The sequence below is a fragment of the Halomonas sp. CSM-2 genome (assembly GCF_002119345.1).
Lineage (GTDB): Bacteria > Pseudomonadota > Gammaproteobacteria > Pseudomonadales > Halomonadaceae > Vreelandella > Vreelandella janggokensis.
Window position 1 is genome coordinate 82,785 of sequence record NZ_NBYR01000002.1, and the last position, 15,870, is coordinate 98,654.

The following is a 15,870-nucleotide window of genomic DNA, read 5'->3' on the forward strand; positions in this document are numbered from 1 at the left end:
CGGCCTTTGTATGCTCATTTCACTCTGCGTAACGCGGCTTACTTTTTAGGGTAGTCGCGTTGCTCGTGGCCAACGTAAAGCTGGCGAGGACGACCGATCTTGTAGCTTTCGCTGAGCATCTCGTTCCAGTGCGAGATCCAGCCGATGGTGCGTGATACCGCAAAGATCACCGTGAACATGTTTCTCGGCACACCCATGGCCTTCAGGATGATGCCTGAATAGAAATCGACGTTCGGGTACAGCTTGCGCTCGATGAAGTAGTCATCTTCAAGGGCGATCTGCTCCAGGCGCTTGGCGATCTTGAGCTGCGGGTCATCTGCCATGCCCAGCTCGGCCAGTACTTCGTCGCAGGTCTCTTTCATGACCTTCGCACGCGGGTCGAAGTTGCGATAAACGCGGTGACCAAAGCCCATCAGCTTGAACGGGTCGTCTTTATCCTTGGCTTTATCAACAAAGCGCTGGATATTTTCTTCGGACTCGTCGCCGATTTCGTCGAGCATCGCCAGTACCGCTTCGTTGGCGCCGCCGTGCGCTGGTCCCCATAGAGCCGCAATGCCGGCACTGATGCAAGCGAAGGGGTTGGCGCCGGTTGAGCCTGCCAGGCGAACAGTGGAGGTAGACGCGTTTTGCTCGTGATCCGCATGCAGCATAAAGATGCGGTCCATGGCTTTAGCGTACACCGGGTTGATTTTGTACTCTTCGCAGGGGTTGCTGAACATCATGTAGAGGAAGTTCTCTGCATAGCTCAGCTCATTGCGTGGATAGTTGAACGGCTGACCGATGTTGTACTTGTACGACATCGCGGCGATCGTCGGCATCTTGGCGATCAAGCGAATAGCGCTAATCTCGCGGTCTTCTTCTTTGGTGATGTCCATGTGGTCGTGGTAGAAAGCCGCTAGACCGCCGACAACACCACACAGGATCGACATCGGGTGCGCGTCGCGACGAAACCCTTTAAAGAAGTTGTTGATCTGGTCGTGGACCATGGTGTGATTACGGATGCGCGACTCGAAATCTGCATACTGCTTGTCGTCAGGTAGGTCACCGAACAGCAGGGTGTAGCACATTTCAACGAAATTGGACTCTTTCGCCAGTTGGTCAATGGGATAGCCGCGGTGTAGCAACACGCCCTTGCCACCATCGATGTAGGTAATGGCAGACTGGCAGGAAGAGGTGGCCATGAAGCCTGGGTCGTAGGTAAACAGGCCCTCGGCACCCAGGGCGCGAACGTCGATAACGTCTGGGCCAAGTGAGCCGGAGTACATCGGTAGTTCGATCGTTTTATCTAGACCGTCTACCGTTAATGTTGCTTTCCTGTCAGCCATGCTGGCCTCCTTTCGAGTTCGGGTTGGGACGTAAAGTCGGTGCTGCGCATACCGCGCCGGCGAAAAGGCCTGCCCACTATAGAAGCGTGCGTCATTTTGTCAATTAGCCCTATCGCTAGGTATGCTTGTACAGTGTGTGTTGTCTTGGTTAATAATTGTCCATGGTTGACGTGTCGCTTTGAGCGGAAAATGTTATCTCAGGGATAATACGTTAACCTGCTTACTAACGAGCTTGCTTACCGACACTATAGCGATGCTGCGATGCAAAATCGACTCACAATACGGAGTTTTTTCTTGCACAATGGTCGAGTAAAGCCTTAGTTCGGTTTGTCAGCGGGGGCTAAGCTTCTTATAATCTCTGGCGCACGACCGGTAGGTTGGTGGTCGTGCCAGACTTGGCAACGGCCGAGCCCCTTCCAGTAATCACTGCCCGCTCGGGCTATGCCCGACCTGTCGCAGAGCGGGCCAATAAGAGTGTGTATAAGCCGTGAATAGCAAACGACCCGTAAATTTAGACCTGACGACGATACACTTTCCACTCCCGGCATTGACGTCGATTGCACACCGCATCACCGGTGTCATCCTCTTTGTTGGCCTCATTTTCGCTTTCTGGGCACTCGGTAAATCGCTGTCTTCACCGGCAGGCTTTGATGCCGTTAGTAGTGCCCTGGCCAATAACTTTTTCGCCAAGTTCGTGGCTTGGGGCCTGTTATCGGCGCTGGCGTTTCATTTCGTCGCGGGCATTAAACACCTGCTGATGGATGTAAACATAGGCGTAACGCTCGAGGGCGGTGTGAAAAAAGCGCAAATCACGGTGGTGGTAAGCGCGATTCTGATTATTCTGGCAGGAGTCTGGGTATGGTAACCAACATCACAAGCTTTGGCCGTAGCGGCCTGTCCGACTGGCTGATGCAGCGTTTTTCAGCGGTGGTGCTGGCCATTTACACCGTTTTCATGGTGGCCTATCTGCTGTTCAACCCTGACCTGGATTACTACGCCTGGACGGCGCTGTTCGATCAGACCTGGATGCGGATTTTTTCCCTGCTGGCCTTTATCTCAGTAGCCGCGCACGCCTGGATAGGTCTGTGGACCGTGACGACCGACTATCTTAAATCCACCTTCGTTCGCGTAGGTGCCCAGTCTCTCATCATTCTGGCCATCTTTGTGTACCTGGTGTGGGGCATTCAAATTCTGTGGGGAGCTTGATACATGTCTAACCTACGTAGCCTGACCTTTGACGCCATTATCATCGGTGGCGGTGGCTCTGGCCTGCGCGCTGCTCTAGAGCTTGCGAAATCCGGTAAGAAGACAGCCGTATTGTCGAAAGTATTCCCGACGCGTTCCCACACTGTTTCTGCCCAGGGTGGAATTACCTGTGCTATCGCATCTTCCGACCCCGATGACGACTGGCGTTGGCACATGTATGACACCGTCAAGGGCGGCGACTATATCGCTGACCAGGATGCGTCGGAGTACATGTGTTCTGAGGGTCCGAAAGCGGTCTTTGAGCTTGAGCACATGGGCCTGCCGTTCTCGCGCTTCGATAATGGCCGCATCTATCAGCGCCCGTTCGGTGGTCAGTCGAAAAATTTCGGCGAAGGTGGCCAGGCGGCACGTACCTGCGCCGCGGCCGACCGTACCGGCCATGCGCTGTTGCATACGCTGTACCAGAACAACCTCAAGAACAACACAACGTTCTTGAACGAATGGTACGCGGTGGATCTGGTGAAAAATTCCGAGGGCGACGTCGTCGGTTGTATTGCCATGTGCATCGAAACCGGCGAAGTGGTCCACGTGAAGTCGAAAGCCACCGTACTGGCCACCGGCGGTGCAGGGCGTATCTACGCTTCGACCACCAACGCCCTGATCAACACCGGCGACGGTATCGGTATGGCGCTGCGCGCCGGCTTCCCGATGCAGGACATGGAAATGTGGCAATTCCACCCGACCGGTATTTACGGTGCGGGCACGCTGGTTACCGAAGGCTGTCGTGGTGAAGGTGGTTACCTGATCAACAAGGACGGCGAGCGCTTCATGGAGCGTTACGCGCCAAACGCCAAAGACCTGGCGGGCCGCGACGTCGTCGCGCGTTCCATGGTCATGGAAATCCTCGAAGGTCGTGGCTGTGGCGAGAACGGCGATCACGTCTTCCTGAAGCTTGATCACCTGGGTGAAGAGGTCCTTGGTAAGCGCCTGCCGGGTATCGTTGAGCTGTCCAAAACGTTTGCCCACGTCGATCCGGCGAAAGATCCGATCCCGGTCGTGCCGACCTGCCACTACATGATGGGCGGTATCCCGACCAACATTCATGGCCAGGCGATCACTCAAGACGAAAGCGGCAAAGACCACATCGTTAACGGCTTATACGCCTGCGGCGAAGCGGCGTGTGTATCGGTCCACGGGGCCAACCGTCTGGGCGGCAACTCACTGCTCGACCTGGTGGTCTTCGGCCGTGCTGCAGGCATGTTCATCGAGGGTGCGCTGAACGAAGGTATTGATTACCTGGATGCCTCTGAGTCTGATATTGCCTCGGCCATGAAGCGTATTACCCGCTGGAACGAATCAGAAGGTGGCGAGAGCATCCCCGCGCTGAAGGCGGAGCTTCAAGACATCATGCAGACCTCTTTCGGTGTTTTCCGCGAAGAGAAAAACATGCAGGAAGGTGTCAAGAAACTCGAGGAGCTACGCAGTCGGATTGCGAACGCCCATCTGCCTGACAAATCCAATGCGTTTAACACTGCGCGTGTTGAAGCCCTGGAACTCGATAACCTGATGGAAGTGGCCGAAGCGACGGCGATCGCGGCCCTTGAGCGTAAAGAAAGCCGTGGTGCGCACTCGCGCTACGACTACCCTGACCGTGATGATGTCAACTGGCTGAAGCACTCGCTCTACTTCCCGATGTCCAAAGAACTCAAGAAGCGCGACGTCAACTTCAAGCCGAAAACCGTTGATACGTTCGAACCCAAGGTTCGTACCTACTAATCTCTGCAACGAGAGGGAGTCACTATGTCCAATCTTCAGGTATCCATATACCGCTATAATCCGGAAACCGACTCCGCACCCTATATGCAGGAGTTTCAGGTCGATACCAAGGGTCGCGATGTAATGGTGCTGGATGTTCTTCACATGATGAAAGAACAGGACAGCGGTCTGGCATTTCGCCGTAGCTGCCGCGAAGGGGTGTGCGGCTCAGACGGCATGAACATGAACGGCAAGAATGGTCTGGCCTGCATTACGCCGTTGTCCGAGGTCGTGAAAGGCAACAAGCTGACCTTGCGTCCACTGCCTGGCTTGCCGGTCATCCGCGATATGGTCGTTGATATGGGGCTGTTCTATAAGCAGTACGAGCGTATTCAGCCGTACCTGCAGAACGATACCCCCGCACCGGCGATTGAGCGCCTGCAGTCCCCGGAAGAGCGTGACAAGCTGGACGGCCTTTATGAGTGCATTCTGTGCGCTTGCTGTTCAACCTCGTGCCCATCTTTCTGGTGGAACCCGGATAAATTTGTCGGCCCGGCAGGCCTGCTGCAGTCGTATCGCTTCCTTGCGGATTCGCGCGATACGGCGACCAGCGAGCGCTTGACCGATCTGGAAGATCCGTTTTCCGTGTTCCGCTGCCGCGGCATCATGAACTGTGTGGCGGTGTGCCCGAAAGGGCTGAACCCCACACGGGCGATTGGCAAGATTCGTGAGATGTTGCTGGCAGATGCCACGTAAAATAAGGGGCTTTTATGCATAAAAAGCGGATGCCACTTAAGTTGCGCACAAATGGCACTTAAATCGTGGCGCTTCGCTTGTTATCATAGTGCCTGTCATATGGTGCGGCGACGCGCCGCACCATATGACCAGTCAAGTTTAAAAGCCGGTGCCGTGAGTACCGGCTTTTGAGCATGAACTGATAAGAAATTGAGTTGAAAAGGGTTTCCGGCCGCTGGTCGGTACCGCCGGCAAATGTCCCGCCCCGCCGGCAGGGCAATACCGATGTCGCCGCGGTGACGCGACGATACCGATACCACCCCATCAGTGCAGGGTGACCGAGAAATGCAACAAGGCATAATGGAGTTGATGTGGCGTTCCTCTCACGTTAGTGGTGGCAACGCTCACTACGTGGAAGCGCTTTACGAGCAGTACCTCGCCGATTCTGAATCTGTCCCTGACGAGTGGCGCAACTATTTTGACCAGTTGCCTCGCCCGGAGGGCAGTGCCACCCACGATGTCCCGCTAAGCCCTATTCGTGATCAGTTCTATCAGTTGGGGCGTGAAAATCGTCCTGCCCGGGTAGCTGCCGCTGAAAGTGGCGAAAACAAGAAGCAGGTGAAAGTCCTGCAGCTGATCAACGCTTATCGCTTTCGAGGTCATCAAAAGGCCAATATCGACCCGCTTGGGCTGCGCAATCCCACCCCCGTTCCCGATCTCGACCTCTCTTTCCACCAGCTTTCAAAAGCTGATCTGGACACCGAGTTTCAGACTGGTTCTTTCTTTCTAGGTATCGACAAGGCGCCGTTGCGCGACATTGTCGATGCCCTTGATCGTACCTACTGTCGCTCGATTGGCTGCGAGATCATGCACATTGTCGATACCGAAGAAAAACGCTGGCTGCAGCGGCGTTTCGAATCGGTTCGCAGTGCGCCCAAATTCAGTGATGACGTGCGCAAGCACGTGCTGGAGCGCCTGACGGCGGCCGAAGGCCTGGAAAACTACCTGGCGTCCAAGTATCCGGGTACCAAGCGCTTCGGTCTGGAAGGCGGCGAAGCCTTTGTACCGATGATGGACGAACTTATCCAGCGGGCAGGCGGTTACGGCACTAAAGAAGTCGTCATTGGGATGGCTCACCGCGGTCGCCTCAACCTGCTGGTCAACATTCTGGGTAAAAACCCGGCTGACTTGATCGACGAGTTCGACGGCAAAAAAGTCATCGAGCGCGGTTCAGGCGACGTGAAATATCACCAGGGCTTTAGCTCGAACGTCATGTCACCAGGCGGCGAAGTCCATCTGGCCATGTCGTTCAACCCCTCGCATCTGGAAATCGTCGCGCCCGTTGTCGAAGGCTCGGTACGTGCCCGCCAGGATCGTCGTAATGATGAAGAGGGCAGCAAAGTACTGCCCATCAATGTCCATGGTGATGCGGCCTTTGCGGGTCAGGGCGTGGTCATGGAGACGTTCCAGATGTCCCAGACCCGTGCCTACAAGACCGGCGGCACGGTTCACATCGTGATCAACAACCAGGTGGGCTTTACCACGTCGCACCCGCTGGATTCGCGCTCCACGGAATACTGTACTGATATCGCCAAGATGGTTCAGGCGCCGATTTTTCACGTTAACGGCGACGATGCGGACGCGGTACTCCACGCTACCCAGGTCGCTTTGGACTACCGGCAGGAGTTCAAGAAAGACGTGGTCATCGATCTTGTCTGCTACCGTCGGCGCGGCCACAACGAAGCCGACGAGCCGTCGGGTACCCAGCCGATGATGTACTCGAAGATCAAGGATCATCCTTCTTCGCGCACCTTGTATGCCAAACGTCTGGTCGAGCAGGGCGTATTGTCTGAAGAAGATGCCAAGGCGATGATCGAGACCTACCGCGATGACCTGGTGGCCGGTAACCACGTGGCCAATGCGCTGGTTCAGGAGCCTAACAAGTCGTTGTTCGTCGACTGGACGCCTTACCTTGGCCATGAGTGGACCGGCAATGCCGATACCACCTTCGATATGAAGCGGCTGCAGCAACTGGCGGCGAAAATGTGCGAGATCCCGGATGGGGTTGATGTGCAGCGTCAGGTCGCCAAGATTTACGAAGATCGCCGCAAGATGCAGGCCGGCGGCATGGGGATTAACTGGGGGTTTGGCGAAACGTTGGCCTATGCCACCTTGATCGACCAGGGTCACCCGGTGCGTATTACCGGCCAGGATGTCGGTCGCGGCACTTTCTCCCACCGTCATGCGGTCGTGCACAACCAGAAAGATGGCACCACCTTTGTGCCGTTGCAGAATCTGTCAGACGGTCAGCCGCGCTTTACCATCCACGACTCCATCCTGTCGGAAGAAGCCGTGTTGGCCTTTGAGTACGGTTATTCGACCACGGCCCCCAATGATCTGGTGATTTGGGAAGCCCAGTTCGGTGACTTCTTCAACGGCGCGCAAGTCGTGGTAGATCAGTTCATTTCCTCGGGTGAGACCAAGTGGGGCCGCTTATGCGGTTTAACCATGCTCCTGCCCCATGGTTATGAAGGTCAGGGGCCCGAGCACTCCTCCGCACGTCTGGAGCGTTTCCTGCAGATGTGTGCCGAGCACAATATGCAGGTGTGTGTGCCGACCACCCCCGCGCAGATTTATCACTTGCTGCGTCGTCAGGTGATTCGCCCGTTGCGCAAGCCGCTGGTGGTGATGTCACCAAAATCACTTCTGCGTCACAAGCAGGCGGTTTCCAGCCTCGAAGACCTGGCCCATGGCAAGTTCCATATGGTACTGGCCGACCAGGCCGAGCTGACGGCTGAGAAGGTGAAGCGTGTGATCCTGTGTGCGGGCAAGGTTTACTATGATCTTGTGAATTGGCGTGCAGAGAACGAGCGTCACGATACGGCGATCCTGCGCCTTGAGCAGCTCTACCCCTTCCCTAAAGAAGAGCTTCTTGAAGCCCTTCAGGCATATACCCAGTTGGAAGATATTGTCTGGTGCCAGGAAGAGCCGTTGAACCAGGGTGCCTGGTATTCCAGTCAGCACCATATGCGTTCCGTGGCCGACATGCTGAAAGATGGCCTGGGACGTGATCTGAAATTCGCAGGACGCCCGGCCTCTGCTGCTCCGGCAGCGGGTTATATGTCCGTCCATACTGAACAGCAGCGCCAGCTGGTGGAAGACGCGTTTAATCTTTAAGCGCCCACCGGATTTAGAGAACACATAAGGGAAACGACATGGCTACCGAGATCAAAGCGCCAACCTTTCCGGAATCTGTTGCCGAAGGCACTGTTGCCGCTTGGCATAAGAAGCCGGGTGACAGCGTTGAGCGTGACGAGCTGATTGTTGAGATTGAAACCGACAAAGTGGTGCTTGAAGTCGTCGCACCGGAAGCGGGTACCCTGACCGACGTGATGGCTGACGAAGGCGATACCGTCGAGTCCGAGCAGGTGCTGGGCAAAATCGGTGAAGGCGAAGCCTCTGGCGACAGTGGCCAGAAAGAAGCGAAATCGTCTGGCGATGAAAGCGCTGAAAAGTCGGCAGAAAAATCTGACGACGAGCAAGAAGCCAAGAAAGCCGACGGCAATAGCGGTGGTGGCAAGCAGCATGAGGTGAAAGCGCCTAGCTTCCCGGAGTCGGTCCAGGAAGGTACGGTTGCGACCTGGCACAAGAAAGTCGGCGAAGCGGTCAAGCGCGATGAAGTGCTGGCGGATATCGAAACCGACAAGGTTGTGCTTGAAGTTGTTGCCCCGGCCGATGGTGCCCTGTCCGAGATCAAGGCCGAAGAAGGCAGCCAGGTTGAATCAGAAGCGGTACTGGCAACCTTCACCGAAGGGGCCGGTGGCGAAGGCAGCGGCGGCGATGATGCCAAGCCAGCCAAGGCCGAAAGCAGCGGTGACGATGGCGCCGATGAAAAAGTCGGCGACAAGATCCTCGCACCTGCCGCACGCAAGATGGTCGCGGAGCACGACCTGGACGTTGCCAAGATCGAAGGCACCGGGAAGGGCGGACGCATTCTGAAAGAGGATGTGCAGAAAGCCGTTAAATCAGGCTCGGCCAAGAAAACGTCCGGCGGCGCTGCAGCGCCTAAAGGTGCTGCGGCAGCCGCCACTGCCCCCGCGGTAGAAGGTGAGCGCCCAGAAAAACGCGTGCCGATGAGCCGTCTGCGTCAAACCATCGCCAAGCGCCTGGTTGAGGCTCAGCAAACGGCTGCCATGCTGACCACTTACAACGAAGTGGACATGACAGCCGTGATGGAATTACGTGCTCAGTACAAGGACACCTTCCTCAAAGCACACGATACCAAGCTTGGCTTCATGGGCTTCTTCGTCAAGGCGGCTTCCGAAGCGCTCAAGCGCTTCCCGGACGTCAACGCCTCCATCGATGGTACCGACATCGTCTATCACGGCTACCAGGATATCGGCGTTGCCGTTTCGACTCCTCGCGGCCTGGTCGTTCCGGTGTTGCGCGATACCGACAGCATGAAAATCGCTGATGTCGAGAAGACAATCGTCGACTTCGGTAAGCGTGCCCGTGACGGTAAGCTCGGCATCGATGAAATGCAGGGCGGTACCTTTACGATCACCAACGGCGGTATCTTCGGCTCGCTGATGTCGACCCCGATTATCAATCCGCCGCAAACCGCCATCCTGGGGATGCACAAGATTCAGGAACGCCCCATGGCGGTCAATGGCAAGGTCGAGATTCGCCCGATGATGTACCTGGCGGTTTCCTATGATCACCGCATGATTGACGGCAAAGATGCCGTGCAATTCCTGGTGACCATGAAAGAGCTGCTGGAAGATCCCGCACGCCTGTTGCTGGACGTGTAAGGGTCATAACGACCTGTCACATACTCACGTTCAATTGCACCCTGCCTTCTGCCCCAAAAGGGAGGAGGCACCCAAGCTAAAGGAGCCAACATGGCTGACAAGTTTGATGTGATCGTTATTGGTGCCGGCCCCGGTGGTTATGTAGCGGCCATCCGTGCGGCGCAACTCGGGCTGAAAACCGCCTGTGTCGAAAAATGGATCGGCAAGGAAGGTAACGTCGTGCACGGCGGTACCTGCCTGAACGTCGGCTGTATCCCGTCCAAGGCGCTGCTCGAAGCATCGCACAAGTTCGTTGAAGCGAAAGACGATTTCGGCGACCTGGGTATCCAGGCCGGTGACGTCAGCATGGACGTCAAAAAGATGATGGCCCGCAAGGACAAGATTGTTAAGAACTTGACCGGCGGCATCTCGGGTCTGTTCAAGGCCAACGGCGTCACCGCCATTGACGGCACTGGTAAAGTCATTTCCGGCAAACAAGTGGAAGTGACCGATAAGGACGGCAAGGCCACCACCTACGACGCCGATAATATCGTCGTGGCGGCGGGCTCGGTGCCGGTGGAAATTCCCCCGACGCCGCTGACCGAAGGGCTGATTGTCGATTCCACCGGCGCGCTTGAGTTCACTGAAACGCCGAAGCGTCTGGGCGTGATTGGTGCCGGCATTATCGGCCTGGAGCTGGGCAGCGTGTGGAATCGCCTGGGCTCCGACGTCACCGTACTGGAAGCCATGGATTCCTTCCTGCCCATGGTCGACGGTGCCATCAGCAAAGAGACCCAGAAGCTGCTCAAGAAGCAGGGCCTGGACATCAAGCTGGGTGCTCGCGTGACCGGGTCGGAAACCAATGGCGACGAAGTTACCGTCAAGTACACCGACGCCGACGGCGAACAGGAAATGACCTTCGACAAGCTGATTGTCAGCGTGGGTCGTCGTCCTTACACCAAAGGCGTGATTGCCGATGGGGTGAGCATCGAGCTTGACGAGCGTGGTTTCATCTTCGTTGACGATCAGTGCCGCACCAATGTTCCGGGCGTTTACGCCATCGGTGACTGCGTTCGCGGCCCGATGCTGGCGCACAAGGCTTCTGAAGAAGGCATCATGGTGGCGGATATCATCGCCGGTCATAAGGCCGAGATGAACTATGACGCCATTCCCAACGTGATCTACACCTTCCCGGAAGTCGCTTGGGTAGGGATTACCGAAGAAGAAGCCAAGGCGAAAGGTATCGAGGTCAAAACCGGTAGCTTCCCCTTCGCGGCCAGTGGCCGTGCGATGGCCAACAACGCCACCGAAGGCAATGCCAAGATCATCGCGGATGCGGAAACCGACCGTATTCTGGGCATGCACATCGTTGGCCAGCACGCCGGTGAGATGATTGCTCAAGGCGTGATTGCCATGGAATTCGGTTCCAGTGCCGAAGACCTGGCGCTGACGTGCTACGCTCACCCGACCATGTCGGAAGCGGTGCATGAAGCGGCGCTCGCGGTTGAAGGCCACGCGATCCATATGGCCAACCGCAAAAAGCGTAAGTAAATTACGCCGTAACAAAAAAGCGCCACCCCAGGGTGGCGCAACGCTTTCGGCCATGTCTTTTCGACGCGGTTTGAAAAACAGAGATCGAAAGCACGGGGATGACAGTTCTTTCAAGGAAACTGATCATCGTTCGAGTCACATGCAACCAATGGCATGAATCGATGAACCTTCACGAGTATCAAGGCAAACAGCTGTTTGCCGATTATGGTCTACCCGTGTCCAAGAGCTTTGCTGTGGACACTCCCGAAGAAGCTGAAGACGCATGTAAAAAGATCGGCGGCGACATGTGGGTGGTCAAAGCCCAGGTGCACGCAGGTGGTCGTGGTAAAGCGGGCGGCGTAAAGCTGATTAAAGACCCGGCTGATGCCAAGGCGTTTGCCGAGCAGTGGCTGGGCAAAAACCTGGTGACCTTCCAGACCGACGAGCACGGCCAGCCAGTTTCCAAGATTCTGATCGAAACCTGCACTGATATCGCCGACGAGCTGTATCTGGGTGCCGTTGTCGATCGTACGACCCGCCGCGTGGTCTTCATGGCCTCTACCGAAGGCGGCGTAGAGATCGAGAAAGTCGCCGAAGAAACGCCCGAAAAGATTCTCAGAGCCGAGATCGACCCGCTGGTCGGCGCACAGCCTTACCAGGCGCGTGAACTGGCCTTTGCACTGGGTCTTTCCGGCGACCAGATCAAGCAGTTCACCAAGATTTTCCTGGGGCTGTCCAAGCTGTTCCATGAGAAAGACCTGGCGCTGCTTGAAATTAACCCGTTGGTCATCACCGACCAGGGCAACTTGCACTGCCTCGACGCCAAGCTTGGCCTCGACAGCAACGCGCTTTACCGTCACCCGGATCTGCAGGCAATGCGCGATCCGTCTCAGGAAGACGAGCGTGAAGCTGAAGCGGCTGCATGGGAGCTCAACTATGTGGCGCTGGATGGCAACATCGGCTGCATGGTCAACGGCGCTGGTCTGGCCATGGGCACCATGGATATCGTCAACCTGAACGGCGGCAAGCCGGCCAACTTCCTCGATGTTGGCGGCGGTGCCACCAAAGAGCGCGTTGCAGAAGCCTTCAAACTGATTCTGTCTGATGACTCCGTCAAGGCCGTACTGGTGAACATCTTCGGCGGCATCGTCCGTTGCGACATGATCGCTGAAGGCATCATCGGTGCCGTTGAGCAGGTGGGTGTCAACGTCCCGGTCGTGGTGCGTCTGGAAGGTAACAACGCCGAGCTAGGCACCGAGAAACTCGCGTCTAGCGGTCTCAACATTATCGCGGCTACCAGTCTGACCGACGCGGCTCAGCAGGTCGTTAAAGCGGCGGAGGGCAAGTAATGAGCATCCTGATCGACAAGAACACCAAGGTCATCTGCCAGGGCTTTACCGGTGGCCAGGGTACGTTCCACTCCGAGCAGGCGATTGCCTACGGTACCCAGATGGTCGGCGGCGTAACGCCGGGCAAAGGCGGCCAGGAGCACCTGGGTCTGCCTGTTTTCAACACCGTGAAAGAAGCGGTAGCGAAAACCGGCGCCGAAGCCAGCGTGATCTATGTACCGGCACCGTTCTGCAAAGATTCAATCCTTGAAGCGGCCAATGCCGGTATCAAGCTGATTGTGTGCATCACGGAAGGCATTGCCACGCTTGACATGCTCGAAGCCAAGGTGAAGTGTGACGAGCTGGGCGTTCGCCTGATCGGACCGAACTGCCCGGGCGTTATTACGCCGGGCGAGTGCAAGATCGGTATCATGCCGGGTCACATTCACCAGCCTGGCCGTGTTGGCATCGTATCGCGCTCGGGTACCTTGACCTACGAAGCGGTCAAGCAGACCACCGATCATGGCTTTGGTCAGTCCAGCTGTGTCGGCATCGGTGGTGACCCGATCCCGGGCTCCAACTTCATCGACATCCTTGAGATGTTCGAGAAAGACCCGAAAACCGAAGCCATCGTCATGATCGGCGAAATCGGCGGCACGGCGGAAGAAGAAGCAGCGGCTTACATCAAAGCCAACGTTTCCAAGCCTGTCGTGGCCTACATTGCCGGTGTGACAGCACCTCCCGGCAAGCGTATGGGCCATGCGGGCGCGATCATCTCTGGCGGTAAAGGCACCGCTGACGAGAAGTTCTCTGCCCTTGAAGACGCCGGTGTTAAAACCGTCCGCTCCCTGGCGGAAATCGGCGACGCGCTGAAAGCAGTGACTGGCTGGTAAACGGTTACGTCGTCTGGTGTGTACAATACGCGCCTGATATGAAAAAAGAGCACCTACGGGTGCTCTTTTTTTGTCTCTGGGAGGTAGCCATCGATTGAGGCGTTACGCCTGAACAAGCGAAATCCGTAGCTGAGAAAAAACGGCGCGCCAGCGGCCAGATAAAGATGGTAGCTGACCAGTCGCCAGATCAGTACCGCAGCGGCGGCCTGTTCAGCGGCCATCAATGGCAGCAGCAGCGAGCCCACGCCGACTTCCGCGGCGCCGGCACCGCCGGGCAAAAAGCTCAGCTGGCTGGCCGCCATGGCCAGCATTTGGGTCAGAAAGGTCCATACCCAATCGATGTTGCCACCGACGCCCAGCACGGCCAGGTAAAGCAGGCTGTAGCGCATCAGCCAGTGCGCGGTGGTCAGCGCCATCATCGCAAGCAGGGTGGTCCGCGGCAACGCCAGGGTTACCTTCAGCGCCTGACGAAACCCCAAAAAGCCTCGCGCAAGCCGTCGCCGCCGGTAACGGCTGAGCCAGGTGAGCCTGAAGCGCTGCGCGCGCAATAAGCGTGGCAGATGGTAGATCAGCAGGCAGACCAGCGTGGCGACGATCACCAGCCCCGCCAAAGCTGATTGGACCAGCACCTGGTGCGGCCAGTGCACATCACCAATCAACGACCACAGCACCAGCCCGCCGAGCATGCTGAGAAAAAACAGCATGTCGCAGCCCTGGTCAATCAGAAACACGGCACTGCCTTTGGAAGGCGGCAGCCCGCGCTGGGCCAATAGCACCAGCAGCGTGGCGGCACCGCCGCTGCCGCCTGGCGTGGCGCACAGGGCGAATTTGGAGGCCAGCTCAATACCCAGGGCACCACGCTGGCCGAGCGCGCCTGCCCGGCCGCCCAACATCAAACGCAGCCGCGCGGCGTTCAGGTTCCAGCATAGCGCGGCGAGCGTCAGCATCAGCAGCAGGATGCCGAGCGGGAACTGTCCGACTCGCTGCCAGGCGTCGCTGCCGCCGATCCAGGTGGTCAGCAACAGCGGTAACCCCAGGGCCAGAACGATCATTGCGATAGGCAGCGACCGCCAGCGACGTCCGCTGCCGGGTTTAGCGAGGTTGGGGGAGCGCATGGGGCAGGGCGATGTCGGTAAGGCTTTCATAGTGCGCCAGCAGGGCATGCATCACGCTATCCCAGTTGAAATGACGTTCCACATGGCGGCGCGCATAACGGCCGCTGGCGGCAATGTCGTTACTGAACAGCGCTTCGCAGGCATCGGCCATGGCGGCCGGGTCCAGCGGGCGGCACAGAATGCCCGCGCCGAGGGGAACGTTCTCGGCCAGTGCCCCGGCCCTGGCGGCCACTACCGGAATGCCGCTGGCCATGGCTTCCTGGGCGATCAGGCCAAAGGTTTCCCGCGTACCGGCATGCACCAGGGCGTCGCTGCTGGCCAGTGCCTTGGCGACCTCGTGCGCGCCGCAACAGCGGTCCACCACGGTGACGTTGCTGGGGACCTGGTGGGGCATCCCCGGGCCCATCAGCAGCAGGTGATAGCCGCCGCCCAGCTTGCGCATGGTGGCCAGCAGTACATCGATATTCTTTTCCCGGGAATAACGGCCGACGAAAACCAGCAGCTTTTTATGCGGGGGGATGCCCATGTTGGCGCGAAACTCAGCATCGTAATGAGTGGGATGAAAGTGGTTGAGGTCGACGCCCAGCGGCTGAACACGCACCTGCTCGACGCCCCAATCCCGCAAACGGTCCGCCATGGCCTGGCAGGGCGCCAGCACACTGTCAAACTGGCGGTAGAGGGTCGTCACATAGCGGATCAAGCGACGACTAACCTGCTGCCCGAAACGGTCGCCCATCAAGCGTGGCAAGTCCGAGTGATAAAACCCGACCACGGGAATGCCCAGCCGTTGTCCGGCTTCAAGGGCTGCCCAGGCCGTCACATAAGGGTCACCGGCCTCGATGAGGTCAGGCTGTAAGCCGATCAGCGCATCGCGCCACGGGCGGGTGCGTAGAGGAAAGCGGTAACCTTGCCCAAGGGGTAAGCGAAAGGCGGGTAACGTATGCTGATCACCGAGGCTGTCCCGCTCGGCACCGGGTACCAGCAAGCTGGTGCGCACGCCGGGGTAGCGGGAAAAGACGCGATGTTTGGCCTGTAGATAGGTACGCACGCCGCCGCTGGCCGGCGCATGGAACATGGTCACATCGGCGATGTGCAAGGTAACCTCCGAGCCACATGAGTGTCATGAATTACCTTAACCAATCAATAAGTCAGTTCGGCGACAGGGCGATGACTGAAATGCACATAAAAAAGCC

General features: G+C 57.5%; 12 protein-coding genes. 9 read left to right on the plus strand and 3 right to left on the minus strand.

What is annotated here, in order from left to right; all coding sequences use genetic code 11:
* Positions 1-38: 38 nt before the first annotated feature.
* Positions 39-1,325 (minus strand): citrate synthase, encoded by a 1,287-nt coding sequence (gltA, locus tag B7L15_RS01885; RefSeq protein ID WP_085917366.1) that lies wholly within the window; start codon positions 1,323-1,325, stop codon positions 39-41.
* 487 nt (positions 1,326-1,812) lie between these two features.
* Between gltA and sdhC the strand changes: the two genes are divergently transcribed.
* The 9 genes from sdhC (at position 1,813) to sucD (ending at position 13,562) form a co-directional block, all read left to right on the plus strand.
* On the plus strand, positions 1,813-2,190 hold the full coding sequence (sdhC, locus tag B7L15_RS01890) for a succinate dehydrogenase, cytochrome b556 subunit (protein WP_085917367.1): 378 nt from the start codon (positions 1,813-1,815) through the stop codon (positions 2,188-2,190).
* Complete coding sequence (sdhD, locus tag B7L15_RS01895) at positions 2,184-2,531, plus strand: succinate dehydrogenase, hydrophobic membrane anchor protein (protein ID WP_085917368.1); 348 nt, start codon at positions 2,184-2,186, stop codon at positions 2,529-2,531. Before sdhC ends, sdhD begins: the two co-directional genes overlap by 7 nt.
* A 3-nt stretch (positions 2,532-2,534) precedes the next feature.
* On the plus strand, positions 2,535-4,307 hold the full coding sequence (gene sdhA, locus B7L15_RS01900; protein WP_085917369.1) for a succinate dehydrogenase flavoprotein subunit: 1,773 nt from the start codon (positions 2,535-2,537) through the stop codon (positions 4,305-4,307).
* A gap of 24 nt (positions 4,308-4,331) precedes the next feature.
* Positions 4,332-5,042: a succinate dehydrogenase iron-sulfur subunit gene (locus tag B7L15_RS01905; RefSeq protein WP_066317198.1), complete on the plus strand. Its 711-nt coding sequence runs from the start codon at positions 4,332-4,334 to the stop codon at positions 5,040-5,042.
* Positions 5,043-5,366: 324 nt separating this feature from the next.
* A complete protein-coding gene (locus tag B7L15_RS01910) occupies positions 5,367-8,198 on the plus strand; it encodes a 2-oxoglutarate dehydrogenase E1 component (RefSeq protein ID WP_085917370.1) in 2,832 nt (943 codons plus the stop codon).
* 38 nt (positions 8,199-8,236) lie between these two features.
* Complete coding sequence (odhB, locus tag B7L15_RS01915) at positions 8,237-9,832, plus strand: 2-oxoglutarate dehydrogenase complex dihydrolipoyllysine-residue succinyltransferase (protein ID WP_085917371.1); 1,596 nt, start codon at positions 8,237-8,239, stop codon at positions 9,830-9,832.
* 90 nt (positions 9,833-9,922) lie between these two features.
* Entirely contained in the window at positions 9,923-11,362 is a 1,440-nt protein-coding gene (gene lpdA / locus B7L15_RS01920; protein WP_085917372.1) for a dihydrolipoyl dehydrogenase, read from the plus strand.
* Positions 11,363-11,523: 161 nt separating this feature from the next.
* Positions 11,524-12,690: an ADP-forming succinate--CoA ligase subunit beta gene (sucC, locus tag B7L15_RS01925; RefSeq protein ID WP_066317210.1), complete on the plus strand. Its 1,167-nt coding sequence runs from the start codon at positions 11,524-11,526 to the stop codon at positions 12,688-12,690.
* Positions 12,690-13,562: a succinate--CoA ligase subunit alpha gene (gene sucD / locus B7L15_RS01930; RefSeq protein ID WP_066317215.1), complete on the plus strand. Its 873-nt coding sequence runs from the start codon at positions 12,690-12,692 to the stop codon at positions 13,560-13,562. Before sucC ends, sucD begins: the two co-directional genes overlap by 1 nt.
* Before the next feature lie 53 nt (positions 13,563-13,615).
* Here the strand turns inward: sucD and B7L15_RS01935 are convergent, their stop codons facing one another.
* Both B7L15_RS01935 and B7L15_RS01940 read right to left on the minus strand, forming a co-directional pair.
* Positions 13,616-14,707, minus strand: a complete 1,092-nt coding sequence (locus tag B7L15_RS01935) for a lysylphosphatidylglycerol synthase transmembrane domain-containing protein (RefSeq protein WP_309782681.1) — start codon at positions 14,705-14,707, stop codon at positions 13,616-13,618.
* Positions 14,655-15,773: a glycosyltransferase family 4 protein gene (locus tag B7L15_RS01940; RefSeq protein WP_085917374.1), complete on the minus strand. Its 1,119-nt coding sequence runs from the start codon at positions 15,771-15,773 to the stop codon at positions 14,655-14,657. The genes B7L15_RS01935 and B7L15_RS01940 overlap by 53 nt, the downstream gene beginning before the upstream one ends.
* Positions 15,774-15,870: the final 97 nt, after the last annotated feature.

Excerpts from the sequence above, each read along its gene's own strand:
- gltA (WP_085917366.1), bottom strand. The coding sequence starts at position 1,325 with ATGGCTGACAGGAAAGCAACATTAACGGTAGACGGTCTAGATAAAACG.
- sdhD (WP_085917368.1), top strand. The coding sequence starts at position 2,184 with ATGGTAACCAACATCACAAGCTTTGGCCGTAGCGGCCTGTCCGACTGG.
- sdhA (WP_085917369.1), top strand. The coding sequence starts at position 2,535 with ATGTCTAACCTACGTAGCCTGACCTTTGACGCCATTATCATCGGTGGC.
- B7L15_RS01905 (WP_066317198.1), top strand. The coding sequence starts at position 4,332 with ATGTCCAATCTTCAGGTATCCATATACCGCTATAATCCGGAAACCGAC.
- B7L15_RS01910 (WP_085917370.1), top strand. The coding sequence starts at position 5,367 with ATGCAACAAGGCATAATGGAGTTGATGTGGCGTTCCTCTCACGTTAGT.
- odhB (WP_085917371.1), top strand. The coding sequence starts at position 8,237 with ATGGCTACCGAGATCAAAGCGCCAACCTTTCCGGAATCTGTTGCCGAA.
- lpdA (WP_085917372.1), top strand. The coding sequence starts at position 9,923 with ATGGCTGACAAGTTTGATGTGATCGTTATTGGTGCCGGCCCCGGTGGT.
- sucC (WP_066317210.1), top strand. The coding sequence starts at position 11,524 with ATGAACCTTCACGAGTATCAAGGCAAACAGCTGTTTGCCGATTATGGT.
- sucD (WP_066317215.1), top strand. The coding sequence starts at position 12,690 with ATGAGCATCCTGATCGACAAGAACACCAAGGTCATCTGCCAGGGCTTT.
- B7L15_RS01935 (WP_309782681.1), bottom strand. The coding sequence starts at position 14,707 with ATGAAAGCCTTACCGACATCGCCCTGCCCCATGCGCTCCCCCAACCTC.